Annotated in this window: 15 protein-coding genes; 11 read left to right on the forward strand and 4 right to left on the reverse strand. The window is 60.6% G+C overall.

Annotated features, from left to right (window positions below):
- Positions 1 to 54 precede the first annotated feature (54 nt).
- Positions 55 to 894 carry an alpha/beta hydrolase gene (locus Q0844_RS04835; protein WP_299042687.1) on the forward strand — a complete coding sequence of 280 codons (840 nt, stop codon included), beginning with the start codon at positions 55 to 57 and terminating at the stop codon, positions 892 to 894.
- A 92-nt stretch (positions 895 to 986) separates the two neighbouring features.
- Here the strand turns inward: Q0844_RS04835 and Q0844_RS04840 are convergent, their stop codons facing one another.
- Positions 987 to 1655, reverse strand: a complete 669-nt coding sequence (locus tag Q0844_RS04840) for a transglycosylase SLT domain-containing protein (protein WP_299042689.1) — start codon at positions 1653 to 1655, stop codon at positions 987 to 989.
- Between the two features lie 234 nt (positions 1656 to 1889).
- Between Q0844_RS04840 and Q0844_RS04845 the strand changes: the two genes are divergently transcribed.
- Positions 1890 to 3197, forward strand: a complete 1308-nt coding sequence (locus tag Q0844_RS04845) for a hypothetical protein (RefSeq protein ID WP_299042691.1) — start codon at positions 1890 to 1892, stop codon at positions 3195 to 3197.
- Here Q0844_RS04845 and Q0844_RS04850 read toward each other — a convergent pair.
- Positions 3194 to 3673: a hypothetical protein gene (locus Q0844_RS04850; protein ID WP_299042693.1), complete on the reverse strand. Its 480-nt coding sequence runs from the start codon at positions 3671 to 3673 to the stop codon at positions 3194 to 3196. The genes Q0844_RS04845 and Q0844_RS04850 overlap by 4 nt on opposite strands.
- A gap of 118 nt (positions 3674 to 3791) precedes the next feature.
- On the opposite strand from Q0844_RS04850, the gene gatB reads away from it, so the two are divergent.
- Positions 3792 to 5306 carry an Asp-tRNA(Asn)/Glu-tRNA(Gln) amidotransferase subunit GatB gene (gene gatB / locus Q0844_RS04855; protein ID WP_299045211.1) on the forward strand — a complete coding sequence of 505 codons (1515 nt, stop codon included), beginning with the start codon at positions 3792 to 3794 and terminating at the stop codon, positions 5304 to 5306.
- A 26-nt stretch (positions 5307 to 5332) separates the two neighbouring features.
- On the opposite strand, the gene Q0844_RS04860 is transcribed toward gatB, so the two are convergent.
- A complete protein-coding gene (locus Q0844_RS04860; RefSeq protein WP_299042695.1) occupies positions 5333 to 6508 on the reverse strand; it encodes a class I SAM-dependent methyltransferase in 1176 nt (391 codons plus the stop codon).
- A 76-nt stretch (positions 6509 to 6584) separates the two neighbouring features.
- Here Q0844_RS04860 and Q0844_RS04865 point away from each other — a divergent pair, with 76 nt between their 5' ends.
- Complete coding sequence (locus tag Q0844_RS04865; protein WP_299042697.1) at positions 6585 to 7058, forward strand: thioesterase family protein; 474 nt, start codon at positions 6585 to 6587, stop codon at positions 7056 to 7058.
- Positions 7059 to 7125: 67 nt separating this feature from the next.
- On the forward strand, positions 7126 to 7620 hold the full coding sequence (locus tag Q0844_RS04870; protein ID WP_299042699.1) for a DUF4177 domain-containing protein: 495 nt from the start codon (positions 7126 to 7128) through the stop codon (positions 7618 to 7620).
- 6 nt (positions 7621 to 7626) lie between these two features.
- Here Q0844_RS04870 and Q0844_RS04875 read toward each other — a convergent pair whose 3' ends face one another.
- Entirely contained in the window at positions 7627 to 7884 is a 258-nt protein-coding gene (locus Q0844_RS04875) for a BolA family protein (RefSeq protein WP_299045212.1), read from the reverse strand.
- A gap of 87 nt (positions 7885 to 7971) precedes the next feature.
- On the opposite strand from Q0844_RS04875, the gene Q0844_RS04880 reads away from it, so the two are divergent.
- The 6 genes from Q0844_RS04880 (at position 7972) to Q0844_RS04905 (ending at position 14550) form a co-directional block, all read left to right on the forward strand.
- Positions 7972 to 8598, forward strand: a complete 627-nt coding sequence (locus Q0844_RS04880; protein WP_299042701.1) for a J domain-containing protein — start codon at positions 7972 to 7974, stop codon at positions 8596 to 8598.
- Between the two features lie 125 nt (positions 8599 to 8723).
- Positions 8724 to 9710: a cobaltochelatase subunit CobS gene (cobS, locus tag Q0844_RS04885; RefSeq protein WP_299042703.1), complete on the forward strand. Its 987-nt coding sequence runs from the start codon at positions 8724 to 8726 to the stop codon at positions 9708 to 9710.
- Between the two features lie 159 nt (positions 9711 to 9869).
- A complete protein-coding gene (locus tag Q0844_RS04890) occupies positions 9870 to 10208 on the forward strand; it encodes a hypothetical protein (protein WP_299042705.1) in 339 nt (112 codons plus the stop codon).
- A complete protein-coding gene (locus Q0844_RS04895) occupies positions 10162 to 10656 on the forward strand; it encodes a hypothetical protein (RefSeq protein WP_299042707.1) in 495 nt (164 codons plus the stop codon). Before Q0844_RS04890 ends, Q0844_RS04895 begins: the two co-directional genes overlap by 47 nt.
- Positions 10657 to 10835: 179 nt before the next feature.
- On the forward strand, positions 10836 to 12713 hold the full coding sequence (cobT, locus tag Q0844_RS04900) for a cobaltochelatase subunit CobT (protein WP_299042709.1): 1878 nt from the start codon (positions 10836 to 10838) through the stop codon (positions 12711 to 12713).
- 46 nt (positions 12714 to 12759) lie between these two features.
- Entirely contained in the window at positions 12760 to 14550 is a 1791-nt protein-coding gene (locus tag Q0844_RS04905) for an aminopeptidase P family protein (RefSeq protein WP_299042711.1), read from the forward strand.
- Positions 14551 to 14559 lie beyond the last annotated feature (9 nt).

Here is a 14559-nt window from a genome sequence, read left to right on the forward strand (position 1 = left end):
CCCGGACTGGCCCTACTCTGCGCGTGGCTGGCCGCATGCGCACCGATCCCTCGGGTGGATCATCCGTCCGATCCGCTTCTGTTCGACCTTGTCGCAATGGACCGCGCCGACAGGGTGGTTGTGGGCATTCCCGGCGTCATGACCTCGATCGGCGTACTGCAGCCGATGCAGGGCCTGGAACGCGCCGACAGGGCCATCGCCTATTTCCGGCTGCCTGGGTTTGATGGCCACCCGTCCGATGAAAGCATCGTGATCGACCGGGCGGCCCAGCGTATCGCGGACCTGGTCGGAACACATGATATGGAACGGATCGACCTGATCGGCCATTCCACCGGGGCGGTCATCGCGCTTGAGGCGGCCAAGGCGGTGCGCAGACAGCATCCCGATGTCACGGTAACCGTCACGGGGATCGCCACGGCCCTGCCTGCCCCGCAACCCCTTCTGGCGGGCGTCCGGGGTGCAGTGGGCACCGTAGGCGCGGCCCTGCGCACCGGCAGTCTCAACCGGCGGACGGTCTGGTTGGAATACTACCGTCGCCTCGCCTTCGGCACAGATGTCGAGGCAAGCACGGAGACGGCGGCGGCCGCCGATGCACTTGTCGCCGCCAATGATGACCGGATCGCACTGCCCGAAGACGGTCTCTATCGCCGGCACACTCGGGATCTGCAGCGTTGGACCAATCCCGATCCCGAGGCGCTGGCCGGGGCACGGGTCACCTATTACCATGGTGCGGCCGACCCGGTGTTTCCGCCGCGACCCACCCGGCGGTTCGTGGACCGCCTGCCCGATGCAAAGATCACGTTCATCGACGGTCACGGGCACCTGCTGCTGCAAACCTATCCGCAAATCTGGAACCGGATCACGGCTGCGCTGAACCATGTTTCTTCCGACTGAAAATACGACGGAGCGCGAGGCGGCGCCTCGCACTGGCGCAGCTGCGGGACGCAGATGCAAAACATGGTGTGCGCGCCCGCGGCGCGCGCGTCTCAGTCAGAAGACACGAAGGACGCGGGCCGCGACATGGGCCGCAGCGTGTCGAGAGGCGCACAATAGCGCTGCCGCTTGAGCCACCCGGCCATGTCGGCCCGTTTGGAGGATGACCGCATCGGCCCCCAGTCAGCCGCGACACCTTTCCCGCCGCGCCCATAAATCACCCCGTCACGGGGCACCGTCACAGCCATGATACGCACCGCACAACTCAGATTGGCCGCGCCGTTTTTCAACGCCTCGCCCGAGCCCACGTTGCAGCCGTATCCGCGGGCCGTCGCAGGCAGGATCTGCAACAGCCCATACCACTTGCCGCCGCCGCCCACGGCGCGCGGCTTGTAGGTACTTTCGAACTTGGCCAATGCCGACAGGAAACCCAGCCAGAATGCACGCCTGTCTGCCGCATCTGCATCGGGGTAGCGCGGGCACCAGTTTGCGATGTCAGCGGGCACCAGATCAACCAGTGGACGCCCATGCGACTTGAGCGCTGAAAGCGCCGCCCGGTTCCACAGCATATGATCCGGTTGATGGGTCCACCTTGTGCGCGGAATATCCCCACTGCGGGCCGGTGGGCGGAGCCCGTCATAGGGGCCGGCCTCCTGTGCGCCGGACGAAAGCGCGGTTGCGGCCCAAAGGACAGTGACAAGGACAAGGCAACGCGTAAGCATGGCGCGCAGTATGCAAAGCACGCCTGCATCCTGTCCACCTGTGATTGGCCTGGTGATCGTGTCCTTGCCAACCCGTCGGCGACAATGCGCACGCATGCCGCGCATTGTCATAACCTATGCAGGAATTTCCGAAAAATCATCCCACACTCAACGTGAACTTGTCCCTGCTTTGCCCCTTTTGTGTCCCAATTGATCGGCAGTTTGGTACCTGTAAAAAGTAGTGGATGAGTAACTATGGCATTTGCAGAACGCCTGATGGCGCCGTTGGCGCACCTTCGCGACAAGTTCGCGGGGCCGCAATTTTCAATGGCCCAAGACGGCGTTCTGCAGGCCGGCGTACCTGCATCCACCACCCCGATCCCAGCGACGACACCGGACACGCGTATACGGTTCGGGGATCTGTCGATCCCCTGTCCCGATCCAACCTCCGAGGAGCGCGCCCGCGACACCCATCAGGCGCGCGGTCTGAAGCTCGCGCGCCTAGATGACTGGACACGCCTCAGCGCCGAGATCAACCGGACCAGCACGGCCCGCCAGAAAACCCTTGGCGGCACGCCTGTGGCCGAACTTCTGGCATTCGGGGCGCGTGCTGATGTGGTCAGCGCCGCCGAACACGCGCTGATTTCCGGCCGCCCGGACCCCAAGGCCCCCCTTTTGGCGGGGATCGAGGCGTTGGAGCGTGTTCTGGCCGAACATGCCGACAATCCTGTCATCGCCACCATTGTTGCCCAGACCCACATGGACCTGGGCTGGGCCTGGCGTGGTACCGGTTGGGACGTGGAAGTGCCCGAGCACAACCGCGAGGCCTTTGCCGCCCATTTCGATCGTGCCGCCGACATCCTGATGCCGTTTGACGCCAAGGCCCTTGATTGTCCGTTGATGGCCGCAGCCCATTGCGCCCTGATCACCGGGCGCGGCGGGTCGCCGCGCGAAGTGGTGTCGCGCTATGAAACATGGATCGAACTTGATCCGCGCAACCCACAGGCCTTTCGTGCCATGGGCACACATCTGCTGCCGCGCTGGCACGGGTCCTACGAACGGCTGGAACTGGAGGCCCGCCGGGCCGCGGGCCGTACCTTTGATCTGTGGGGCACTGGTGCTTACGCATGGGTCATGTTCGATGCGATCGCCCAGGATGCAGCGGCCTGCGCGCGGCTTGACCTCGATTTTTTCCTTGATGGTTTGGCCGACATCGTCAAACGCGCCTCGGATCAGCACACCGTCAACCTGATCGTGGCCTATTGTGCCAACACGATGGGCGGCGCGCCAACGGGAGACGATGAAACAGATTACATACGCACCCAGATCGCCGCAGCCGCGGACGAGATCGTGCGCGAATACCTGACCGAATTGCACCCGATGCTGTGGGCCCATGCCGCGCGCGGCTTTGACAACGGGTTGCGCGTCCGCTGCGCGGACAAGTTCGCAGCCTCGGGTCATGCCGATGCATTGCGCTATCTCAAGCAGCTGTTCCGCCGGGAATTGGCCGCTGGCAAGACGGTTGTCTTTGCCGAGGACGGGCCAGAGCTTTTGTCCGGCTAGGCCCGGCGAGCGGCGCCTGACAAAAGGGCGCGCGCGTAAATCTTGTGCGCCGACAACAAGCTTTGAAACACGGGGCCAAGCGTCAGCTTGCCGGATTTGGTGCGCACCGGCACCACCACGGACCCGAACCGCAACGCCGAAGGTGTCACCATCAACCATGACAACGTCCGGCCGGATCGATCCACCATGAGGATTTCAGCGTCGCGCCGCGCCTCGACCTGCCAGACGGCCAAGTCAGAAGACCCGCCGTCGGCCAGCGCCTGCACATCTGCATCGGTCGATGGTTGTCCCGCCACAAGCCGCAGGACCACACGTTCCGCCCGGAACAACGGCTGCGTATAGAACGCGCGAATGTAGACCGGCAGGGTTACCGGTGTCGTGACCGGAGTTTCAAAACAGTCAACATAGTGCCCGTCCTTCTGTGCATAGGGTGCGATAAGCGTGCCATCCGGCACTGAAATTTCGTCGATCTTCATGCGCCCAGTTTGCATGCGGCAAGCCGATGGCAAAGACGCCGGATCGTCGCGCCCTCTTGCGAGCCGTGCAGCACCGCATTACACCGCCCGAAGCCCCTTGATCCTGATCGGTGACACCATGCTTGACCTGACCTATGACCTGCCCAAACCCAAAGTGATTTCCGGCGCCAAGCACGACTGGGAATTGGTGATCGGGATGGAAGTGCATGCACAGGTGTCATCCAACGCAAAGCTGTTTTCAGGTGCATCGACCCAGTTTGGCGCCGAACCGAATTCGAACGTCGCCTTTGTGGACGCAGCCATGCCCGGCATGCTGCCTGTCATCAACGAGTACTGCGTGGAACAGGCGGTGCGCACTGGGCTGGGTCTGAAGGCCGAGATCAATCTGCATTCAGCCTTCGACCGCAAGAACTATTTTTACCCGGACTTGCCGCAAGGCTATCAGATCAGCCAGCTTTATCATCCTATCGTGGGCGAAGGCGAAGTGCTGGTGGAACTGGGGGACGGCACCGCACGCATGGTGCGCATCGAGCGCATCCATATGGAACAGGACGCGGGCAAGTCGATCCATGACATGGACCCGAACATGTCCTTTGTGGACCTGAACCGCACGGGCGTGTGCCTGATGGAGATCGTCAGCCGCCCCGACATTCGCGGGCCGGAAGAGGCCGCCGCCTATATCGTGAAGCTGCGCCAGATCATGCGGTACTTGGGCACCTGCGACGGCAACATGCAGAACGGCAACCTGCGTGCGGATGTGAACGTGTCGATCTGTCGGCCTGGTGACTATGAGAAGTATCAGGAAACACAGGACTTTTCGCATCTGGGGACACGGTGCGAGATCAAGAACATGAATTCCATGCGCTTTATACAGCAAGCAATCGACGTCGAAGCGCGGCGCCAGATCGCCATTGTCGAGGGTGGCGGGACAGTCGATCAGGAAACCCGGCTTTATGACCCGGACAAGCAGGAAACCCGGTCCATGCGGTCCAAGGAAGAAGCGCATGATTACCGGTACTTCCCCGATCCCGATCTGCTGCCACTGGACATCGAACAAGCCTGGGTTGACGACATCGCGGCATCTTTGCCCGAACTGCCGGACGCCAAGAAAACGCGCTTTATCAATGACTTTGGCCTGACCGACTATGACGCGTCCGTATTGACGGCGGACGTGGATACCGCCGCCTACTTCGAGGCTGTAGCCGAAGGCCGCGACGGCAAGCAGGCGGCGAACTGGACCATCAACGAATTGTTTGGCCGTCTCAAGCGCGATGACGACAAGGACATCACCCAAAGCCCGGTGTCGCCTGCACAATTGGGTGGCATCATCGACCTGATCGGCAAGGGCGACATCTCGGGCAAGATCGGGAAGGACCTGTTCGAAATCATCTATACCGAAGGTGGAGATCCGGCAGAGGTTGTCGACGCACGTGGCATGAAACAGGTGACGGACACAGGGGCCATCGAAGCGGCGGTGGACGAGGTCATTGCGGCGAACCCCGCGCAAGTCGAGAAGGCCAAGGAGAATCCGAAGCTTGCAGGCTGGTTTGTGGGTCAGGTGATGAAGGCGACCGGCGGCAAAGCCAATCCGAAGGCCGTCAATGACATCGTGGCGAAGAAGCTGCAGGGCTGAGGTTGCGCGAAGGCGTTCTGCCCGCCCTACATCAGCCGTGAATAATGCATCATGCCCGCGCCGCAGAGCGCAGCCTCGACCTGCGACCAGACCGCACGATCGCTTTGTGATGGGGCAATTTCCGCCAGCGCGCGCCGGCCATCCACCCGTTTGATCAGAGTGGCCGCATCGGCAGGGATGTCGAAGGAAAACGTCTCTCCGGCGGTGTCAACTGTGATGCCTTGCCCGTTGGCAACATGGCCTGCCAACGCGCCCGCATCGATGTCGCGGAAATGCGGGACGGCGTCCGGCTCGCCCAGTGGGGGCGACATGACCCTCCCTTTGGGTCGCGCATATGCGACGTGTGTCTTGAACGTGCCGCGCAGGTCTTCGGCCAGTTGCATCAGCGCGCAGACGTCCATGTCCGGAATGTCATCCACCAAGGGGGTTGGATCATAGAGCATCGGTTCGGGTGATCCGGCATAGTCCAGCCCCGCAGCGTTCAGCGCATGCACCAGGTCGGTGATGGTAAAGGGACGATCCTGACTGTGCAAAAGCAGGTCGTAAAATCCCGCATCCCCGTTCCTGTGATCCACCAATCGCATGTTGCGCTTGAACGGGTGCGCCTCCGGCAACCGGTCAAAGATTCGCTTGGCCCGCTTGAGTTGCTTTTCCGGCGTCAGATCTTTCAAAACCGTATTGAAGGCGTCTTGCAGAGGGTAGACCCCTGCCCGGCCATGCGGCGCGTAAACCATGAGGCCGATACCGCCGTCTGGCGCAAGCGCGCCTGCCAAAGCATCAAAACCGGCCTGCGGTTCGGGCAGATGGTGCAGCACACCGCAGCAATCGATGTAGTCAAATGGTCCATAGTTCGCCGCATCCAGCAAAGAACCTGTCACAAAGGTGATATTGCGAAGACTGCGCACCTCTGCCCGCTTTTCGGCAATCCGGCGCGACGCCTGTGACAGATCCAGGTATGTGATATCAAATGGCCGTTCCGCGTCGGCCAACTTCTGCGCCAGCTGGATCAGCGCGTCACCTGTGCCACCACCCGCAACCAACGCCCTTAGCGGTTGTGACCAATCGCGCGCACCGCCCCAAAGCCAATGGTCCATCTCGACCGGCAGGGATGGCGAACCGGTGATCAACCGCTTGCGCTCATCCGTCGGTTTCCGCTCGGGATAAGGAAACGCCTCGTATTGGGCGCGAACTGTGTCGGTCATGGGTGTTCCGGTTCTTGTCGAATTCAGCTTTAACAGCCCTGCCCGGTCATGCAATCCGAGAGGCAGGAGGAACACGATGCAAGCGCCGTTTCAATCAACCGTCATGGCGGTCAAGCCCGAGTGGATCGACTTCAACGGCCACCTCAACATGGCGTATTACGGTGTTCTGTTTGATCTGGGGGCCGACCAGATGTTCGACCACTTTGGCTTTGGCCCCGACTATCAGGCGCGCACCGGCAACACGACCTACGCGGCAGAATTCCACGTGCGCTATGTGCGCGAATTGCATGTCAATGACCCTGTCATCGTGACCTACCATCTGGTGGATCACGATGAAAAGCGGCTGCATTCCTTTCAAGAGATTCGTCACGTCGATGGGTGGTTGGCCGCCACGGGCGAGACGATGACTTTGCATGTTGATCAGTCCGGGCCACGGGTTGCGGCCATGCCGGCAGATGTGCTGGCCCGTGTGACAGCGGTGGCGCAGGCACATGCATCGCTGCCCAAACCGGACGCAGTGCACGCAAGCATCGGTATCAGACGCCGGTAGGACCATGCTCTTCCCCTTGGTGCCGGGTGCAGATATATCCGCCCGAAACAAGACGAGGGGACGCGCCATGTCGGGTTGGGAATACAAGGTCGTACCTGCCCCCACCAAAGGGCAGAAAGGCAAAGGGATCAGAGGCGCCGAGGCGCGTTTTGCCTTTGCGCTGGAAACACTGATGAATGACATGGCCGGAGACGGCTGGGAATTTCAGCGCGCCGAAACCCTGCCTTCGGTGGAACGGACCGGCCTGACAGGCAGCACAACCGAGTGGCGCAACCTTTTGGTCTTTCGCCGCACGGTGCAGGCCCCGGTTGACGACTTTGAACCCGAATTGCTGCCCGCACCCGAGGATGTCGCAGCAGCGGATGATGCGCCTGCCGACGAGGTTCAGGACATGGAGGACGCGCCGCAGAGCACCGGCATGGACGCAGAATTCATTCCCGGAGAAGGAGCCACACATATGGCCACCGACAACGGGGTTGAAGAAACCAGCCCGGTGTCCGGAATGACCACATCGCTCAAGAACCTGGCGAGCCAACGCAAAGGGACGGATGACGCTGGTTAACCGGCGCTAGACGTCAAGATCCAGCGCAAGGGCGTGAATGCGCCCGATCAATTCCGGCCCAAGCGCAGCATGCACTGCGCGATGTCGCGCAACACGGTTTTTCCCTTTGAATTCAGCGCTTCGCAGCATGACATTGAAGTGGCTCTGACCGGATGCGGGCGCGCCTGCGTGACCCGCATGGCTGGCACTGTCATCCACTACAACAATCTCGCGCGGCGCAAAGGCCGCCCGCAATGCATCTTCGATTTCCTGCCGAACCGTCATCTCGCCTGACATTTTTTTCTGCCACCCCCTTCAATCTCCGTGACCAGACCGTAAACTTAGCGGCCTGAGTCGGAAAGGACCCCTTCCATGCCCAAGCCTGATCCCTTCGGTTTCGATATGTCCGTGTCTTCTGCGAAGAAGAAGAATCCACGTGGGCGCCGGGGCATGTCGGGCGCGTCCGAGACGTCGACGCGCATTTGCGATCACGAGGGTTGCAACGAACCGGGCAAGTTCCGTGCGCCAAAGGCCCCCGACGTACTGGATGACTTTTTCTGGTTCTGTCAGCAGCACGTGCGCGAATACAATCTCAAATGGAACTTCTTTGACGGCACGACAGAGGCGGAGATCAACGCACAGCAATCCAAGGACAAGGTGTGGGAACGCCAGACCAAGCCGCTGGGCGACCCCGAAGCGCGCGCCTGGGCCCGGCTGGGCATCGAGGACCCGCACCAGGTGTTGGGCAAGAACGCGACCCAGAACCCCGGTCGCGGAGGATCGGCCGCATCACGCCGCCTGCCCCCGACCGAAAAACGCGCCATCGAGATCCTGGAGGCCAAGGCGGACGACACCAAGGCCGATGTGCGCAAGGCCTACAAAAAGCTGATCAAGGTGCTGCACCCCGACATGAATGGCGGCGATCGCAGCCAGGAAGAGCAGCTGCAAGAGGTCGTCTGGGCCTGGGACCAGATCAAGGACAGCCGCAACTTCAAGTGAGGCGAAAAGCGGCGTGAGATTCCTGAAACGCCGCCCCCTTCCCCTTGCCCTTTCCCGCTATATGTTGCACCACGATCAGCGCGCCCATTCGGGGCGCGTTTTTACATGCTGAAGGACAATTCGAGATGGCGGACGGCGCGATGGACATCAATGCAAAACCAACCGAGGACATCTCGGTCCGCGAAGTGTTCGGCATCGACACGGACATGGTGGTCAAAGGCTTTGCTGATCGGTCCGACCGCGTGCCCGAGTTGGACAGCACCTACAAATTCGACCCCGACACGACGCTGGCGATTTTGGCGGGGTTCTCCCACAACCGCCGTGTGATGATCCAGGGCTACCACGGGACGGGCAAGTCGACCCACATCGAACAGGTCGCGTCACGCCTGAATTGGCCTGCGGTGCGTGTGAACCTTGACAGCCACATCTCGCGGATCGACCTGATCGGCAAGGACGCGATCAAGTTGAAGGACGGCAAGCAAGTCACTGATTTCCAAGAGGGTATCCTACCCTGGGCCTTGCGTAACCCGACCGCAATCGTCTTCGACGAATACGATGCCGGCCGCGCCGACGTGATGTTCGTGATCCAGCGTGTGCTTGAGGTCGACGGCAAGCTGACGCTGCTGGACCAGAACCAGGTCATCAACCCGCACCCCTATTTCCGCATCTTTGCGACGGCCAACACGGTTGGTCTGGGCGACACGACGGGGCTGTATCACGGGACGCAGCAGATCAACCAGGGCCAGATGGACCGGTGGAGCCTCGTGGCGACGCTAAACTATCTGTCGATTGATGCCGAGACAGCGATCGTGCTGGCGAAGAACCCGCATTACAACACGGCCGAGGGTCGCAAAACCGTCAAGCAGATGGTAACGGTGGCGGACCTGACCCGCACGGCCTTTATGAACGGTGACCTGTCGACCGTCATGTCGCCGCGGACGGTGATTGCCTGGGCGCAAAATGCCGAGATTTTCCGCAACGTGGGCTATGCCTTCCGCCTGTCCTTCCTGAATAAGTGTGACGAGTTGGAGCGGCAGACGGTGGCCGAGTTCTATCAGCGCTTGTTCGACGAAGAACTGCCCGAGAGTGCGGCGAGTGTGAGCCTGGGGTGAGCCAGCGTTTTCAAACCAATCCGCAACGCTGTGAAATTACAAAATTTGGTTGTCGACTCACTACTATCCGTTAGAGTGGAGACAATTCGTAATTTGTGAGATCAGACAATGCTTCGCTCCTGTTTAATAACATGCCTTCTTACGTTGGCTTTTCCGCATATGCTAATTGCACAACAGGGTAAATCTGTTGCGGATTGTGGCGCTTTGCTGACGGCCGAGTTTGATTATATGGACAAAACGACTGGCCATTACGCTTTGGATCCGAACATGGTTCGGAAATATGAAGAGCGCATGACCATTTTGAAATCATATGCGGCAGAACACGGTATGACTCCCGCAGCTTTTGATGCTCATCTGAAAAAACGTCGGCTCAAATTCACCGAGCTCGTCTGGAATGCCAGAAGCTACAGCACGACGTTCGAGCGGCATTTGCGGGTTACCAGGCGCAAGTGTGACCAAGTTAGAAAACAGCTTTCCCTCCAAGAACTTAGATTCTGACGGCGGATCACTTTTCCCAAATAGGAAACTGGTAGCAACAAAGGCAAATCAAATGAAGTTGGTTAACATCGCCGCAGCTATCGCCGTCGCCCTAAGTCTTTCAACAGGGCAAGTCGAGGCAAAGCGCGCATCAGACGCAGCCAAGTGTGCCACCTATTCCTATGCCAACCTTGACTATGAACGAAATCGCGCCGGGATTCGGCAAATTGATCCGGGGCGTATTCAGGCTTGGGAAAATCAAGCAAACGCATTCATAAATCTTGCTGTTGCGCGCGGCATGTCTCAATCAGAGGTGATAGCATTTATTGCTAAGTACCGCAGCAAGTATGAGACGTATGTTCACGAATTCAAGAACGACGGTCATTACGATTTGAAGGCTAGCCAAAGGCTGTTTTCTTCCTGTCGACAGCTGGCGCGGCGCACGGAAAGCGTTCCGGAAGTGAAGTAACCTACCTCAAAGCGCCTTCATCCCCCGCAAATCGATGAAAGCGTCTGATACTTGCGGGTGACGAAATATTCGTTGAACACCCGGTTTCAGCAATACACGGGTCTGACCACGTATCGGCGCTGGCAACTTCTTTGCAAAGGCCCTAATTTGACTGCGAAAAATGCATGACAGGTCCATCCATGGCACAGCAAAACGACAACCCTGCTGACCCGTTCAAAAAGGCCCTCGCTGAGGCCACCAAGGTCATGGCGAATGATCCTGAGTTGAACGTCTCTTACTCCGTCGATCCGGCGGGTGTGTCGGGCGACTCTATGCGGTTGCCGCAGGTGTCCCGACGTATGACGCGCGAAGAGGTATTGCTGGCCCGTGGCACCGCCGATGCGCTGGCCCTTCATCGTCGCTATCACAATGGGCAGACCCATGCGCGCTACTCTCCCCAGGGCGAGATGGCGCGGGACCTTTACGAAGCGATGGAAACGGCCCGCTGCGAGGCGATGGGTGCGCGGGACATGCCTGGCACGGCTGGCAACATCGACGCCAAGATCGCCAATGAGGCGATGCGCAAGGGCTATGACCAGTGCAAACAAGCCTCGGACGTGCCGCTGGCGGCGGCCGCCGGGTACCTGGTGCGGCATCTGGCAACGGGGCGTGATCTGCCATCTGGCGCTGAAAACGCCATGGAGTTATGGCGGGGCTTTATTGAAGATCAGGCGGGTGGGACACTCGAAAACCTGGATGATATTCTGGATGATCAGGCGGCCTTTGCAAAATTCGCCCGGCAGGTGATTACCGATCTCGGCTATGGCGATCAGTTGGGCGACGACCCCGACCAACTGGACGAAGACATGGAAGACGAAGCCGAGGAAGGCCAGGAAGAGGATCAGGAACCCGACAGCACCGGACAGGACGATCAGGACGAAGAAAACGCCGAAGGCACGCCGGAATCGTCGCAGGACGAGACGCAGGATGCGTCCGAGGCCCAGGTGTCCATGGATGACATGGCCGATCAGGAATTGGGTGAAGAGGCGGAAATGCCCGAAGGCGAGGCGCCGCTGGAACCGCCTGCCCCGCAACCTGTGTCCGAAGCAGATCCGGACTATCAGGTCTATCTGGACGCCCATGACGAGGAAATCGGCGCCGAGGATCTGGCCGAACCGGTCGAACTGGAGCGGCTGCGCGCCTATCTGGATCAGCAGTTGGAGCCCTTGAAAGGCGCCGTGTCGCGACTGGCCAACAAGTTGCAGCGCCGGTTGCAGGCACAGCAGAACCGGTCATGGGAGTTTGACCGCGAAGAGGGCATGCTGGATGCCGGGCGCCTGGCCCGCGTGGTGGCCAATCCAACGACGCCGCTGTCGTTCAAGGTTGAAAAGGATACCGAGTTTCGTGACACGGTTGTGACCTTGCTGCTGGACAATTCCGGGTCCATGCGGGGCCGTCCGATTTCCATCGCTGCCATTTGCGCCGATGTTCTGGCCCGCACGCTGGAACGCTGCAACGTGAAGGTCGAGATCCTTGGCTTTACCACCCGCGCCTGGAAAGGGGGGCTGGCCCGCGAGGCGTGGCTGAACGATGGCCGCCCGAGCCAACCGGGGCGCCTGAACGATCTGCGCCACATCATCTACAAATCCGCCGATGCACCCTGGCGTCGGACACGGTCCAATCTGGGGCTGATGATGAAAGAGGGCCTGCTGAAGGAAAACATCGACGGTGAGGCGCTTGAGTGGGCCCACCGCCGCATGGTGGGCCGGCCGGAGGCGCGCAAGATCCTGATGGTCATCTCGGATGGGGCTCCCGTTGATGACAGCACGCTGTCGGTGAATCCTGCCAATTACCTGGAAAAGCACCTGCGTGACGTCATCGCCATGGTCGAGCGTAAACGCGCCGTGGAATTGCTGGCCATCGGGATCGGACACGATGTGACGCGCTATTATGACCGTGCCGTGACAATTACGGATGTCGAACAATTGGCGGGGGCGATGACCGAACAGTTGGCAGCCCTGTTTGACAGCGATCCAAGAGCGAGGGCGCGCATCATGGGGTTGAAGCGCGCGAGTTGAGAACGGCCCTTCGGGGAGAGTTTTTTTGGCAAAGTGAAGGTGGATCATGTTCCAGAGCTTTGAGGTCACCGCCCGTCCCGAGCAAGGTCCACCGCGATTGGCAGCGTTGCGCGCGGAGTTGAAGGCCGAAGGGTTGGACGGCTTTCTTGTACCGCGCGCGGATGCGCATCAGGGGGAATATGTGTCGGCGCGCGACGAGCGGTTGGCATGGTTGACTGGTTTCACCGGATCCGCAGGGTTCTGTGCCGTGCTGCGGGAAGTCGCAGGTGTGTTCGTCGATGGGCGGTATCGTACGCAGGTCAAGGCACAGGTGGCGTCCGACTATACGCCGGTGCCCTGGCCCGAGACCTCGCTGGCGGACTGGCTGACGGAACAGTTGCCCCAGGGCGGCAGGATTGGATTTGACCCCTGGCTGCACACGCCGGGACAGATCGCACAGGCCGAGGACGGTCTGGCAGGCAGTGGTATCGCGTTGGTGCAGTGTGACAATCTGGTAGATCGGGTGTGGAACGACCAACCCGGGCCGGCGGCAGCGCCTGCCAAGGTTCATCCGCTGGAGTTTGCCGGCGAGACCCATGCCGACAAGCGTGCGCGTCTTGCAGAAGCGCTGAGGACAGCCGGGGCGACATCTTCGGTCATCACGCTACCCGATTCTCTATGCTGGCTTTTGAATATCCGTGGGTCGGACATTCCGCGCAATCCTATTGCCCAGGGGTTTGCCGTGTTGCACGCCACTGGGGCGGTTGACCTGTTCATGGATCCCGCGAAGCTGCGGGAGGTGGGCAATCATCTTGGCGATGCGGTGACCTGTCATTCACCAAACGCTTTTCTCGACGCGTTGGACGGGTTGGAAGGCCCCGTGCGCCTCGACAAATCCTCGGTCCCGGTGCGTGTTGCCGATGCGATCGGAGACCGGGTTCAATGGGGCGACGACCCCTGCGCCCTGCCCAAGGCCTGCAAGAATCCCGCCGAGATCGCGGGCAGCGCAGAAGCGCATTTGCGCGACGGGGCGGCTGTGGTTGAACTGTTGGCATGGCTGGATCGCCAAGCGCCGGGCAGCCTGCGCGAGACGCAGGCGGTCACGCAGTTGGAACAGTACCGTCGGCGCGACAATGCATTGCAGGATATCAGTTTCGAGACGATCGCGGGCACGGGGCCCAATGGCGCCATCATGCATTACCGCGTCACGGAAGAGACCGACAGCACCCTCGAAGACGGGCACCTGATTGTCCTGGACAGCGGTGGGCAGTATCTGGACGGCACTACCGACATCACACGCACCATTCCCATTGGCACGCCGCCGGAAGATGCGCGGGCTGCGTTCACGCGTGTACTTCTGGGTATGATCGCAATGTCGCGCCTGATCTGGCCAAAAGGCTTGGCCGGTCGCGATATCGAGGCCATTGGCCGCGCGCCGCTTTGGTATGCGCACCAGGATTTTGACCATGGCCTGGGCCATGGCGTGGGGGCGTATCTGTCGGTTCACGAAGGCCCGCAGCGCCTGAGCCGCGTCAGCACGGTGCCGTTCCAGCCTGGCATGATCCTGTCGAATGAGCCCGGTTACTACCGCGAAGGTGGGTTTGGTATTCGGATCGAGAACCTGATCGTTGCAGAAAAGGCCGAATGCCCTCCCGGCGGCGATGCGCATCGCGAGATGCTGTGCTGGCGCACGTTGACCTTTGCGCCCATTGATCGGCGCCTGATCGTTTTGGACATGCTGGATGCGCCGTCGCGTGCGTGGCTTAATGCCTATCACACTGAAACGCTTGAAAAAATCGGGCCACGCGTCTCGGATGACGCGCGGGCATGGCTTGAAGCGGCCTGCGCGCCGCTCTAGCTCTGGTTC

This window comes from uncultured Tateyamaria sp. (genome assembly GCF_947503465.1).
Lineage (GTDB): Bacteria > Pseudomonadota > Alphaproteobacteria > Rhodobacterales > Rhodobacteraceae > Tateyamaria.

What these genes read in the sequence shown, in the direction of transcription:
- Q0844_RS04840 (WP_299042689.1), bottom strand. Translation starts at nt 1,655, where the DNA reads ATGCTTACGCGTTGCCTTGTCCTTGTCACTGTCCTTTGGGCCGCAACC.
- Q0844_RS04860 (WP_299042695.1), bottom strand. Translation starts at nt 6,508, where the DNA reads ATGACCGACACAGTTCGCGCCCAATACGAGGCGTTTCCTTATCCCGAG.
- Q0844_RS04890 (WP_299042705.1), top strand. Translation starts at nt 9,870, where the DNA reads ATGCTAATTGCACAACAGGGTAAATCTGTTGCGGATTGTGGCGCTTTG.
- Q0844_RS04850 (WP_299042693.1), bottom strand. Translation starts at nt 3,673, where the DNA reads ATGAAGATCGACGAAATTTCAGTGCCGGATGGCACGCTTATCGCACCC.
- Q0844_RS04880 (WP_299042701.1), top strand. Translation starts at nt 7,972, where the DNA reads ATGCCCAAGCCTGATCCCTTCGGTTTCGATATGTCCGTGTCTTCTGCG.
- Q0844_RS04875 (WP_299045212.1), bottom strand. Translation starts at nt 7,884, where the DNA reads ATGACGGTTCGGCAGGAAATCGAAGATGCATTGCGGGCGGCCTTTGCG.
- Q0844_RS04845 (WP_299042691.1), top strand. Translation starts at nt 1,890, where the DNA reads ATGGCATTTGCAGAACGCCTGATGGCGCCGTTGGCGCACCTTCGCGAC.
- Q0844_RS04865 (WP_299042697.1), top strand. Translation starts at nt 6,585, where the DNA reads ATGCAAGCGCCGTTTCAATCAACCGTCATGGCGGTCAAGCCCGAGTGG.
- cobT (WP_299042709.1), top strand. Translation starts at nt 10,836, where the DNA reads ATGGCACAGCAAAACGACAACCCTGCTGACCCGTTCAAAAAGGCCCTC.
- cobS (WP_299042703.1), top strand. Translation starts at nt 8,724, where the DNA reads ATGGCGGACGGCGCGATGGACATCAATGCAAAACCAACCGAGGACATC.
- Q0844_RS04905 (WP_299042711.1), top strand. Translation starts at nt 12,760, where the DNA reads ATGTTCCAGAGCTTTGAGGTCACCGCCCGTCCCGAGCAAGGTCCACCG.
- Q0844_RS04870 (WP_299042699.1), top strand. Translation starts at nt 7,126, where the DNA reads ATGTCGGGTTGGGAATACAAGGTCGTACCTGCCCCCACCAAAGGGCAG.
- gatB (WP_299045211.1), top strand. Translation starts at nt 3,792, where the DNA reads ATGCTTGACCTGACCTATGACCTGCCCAAACCCAAAGTGATTTCCGGC.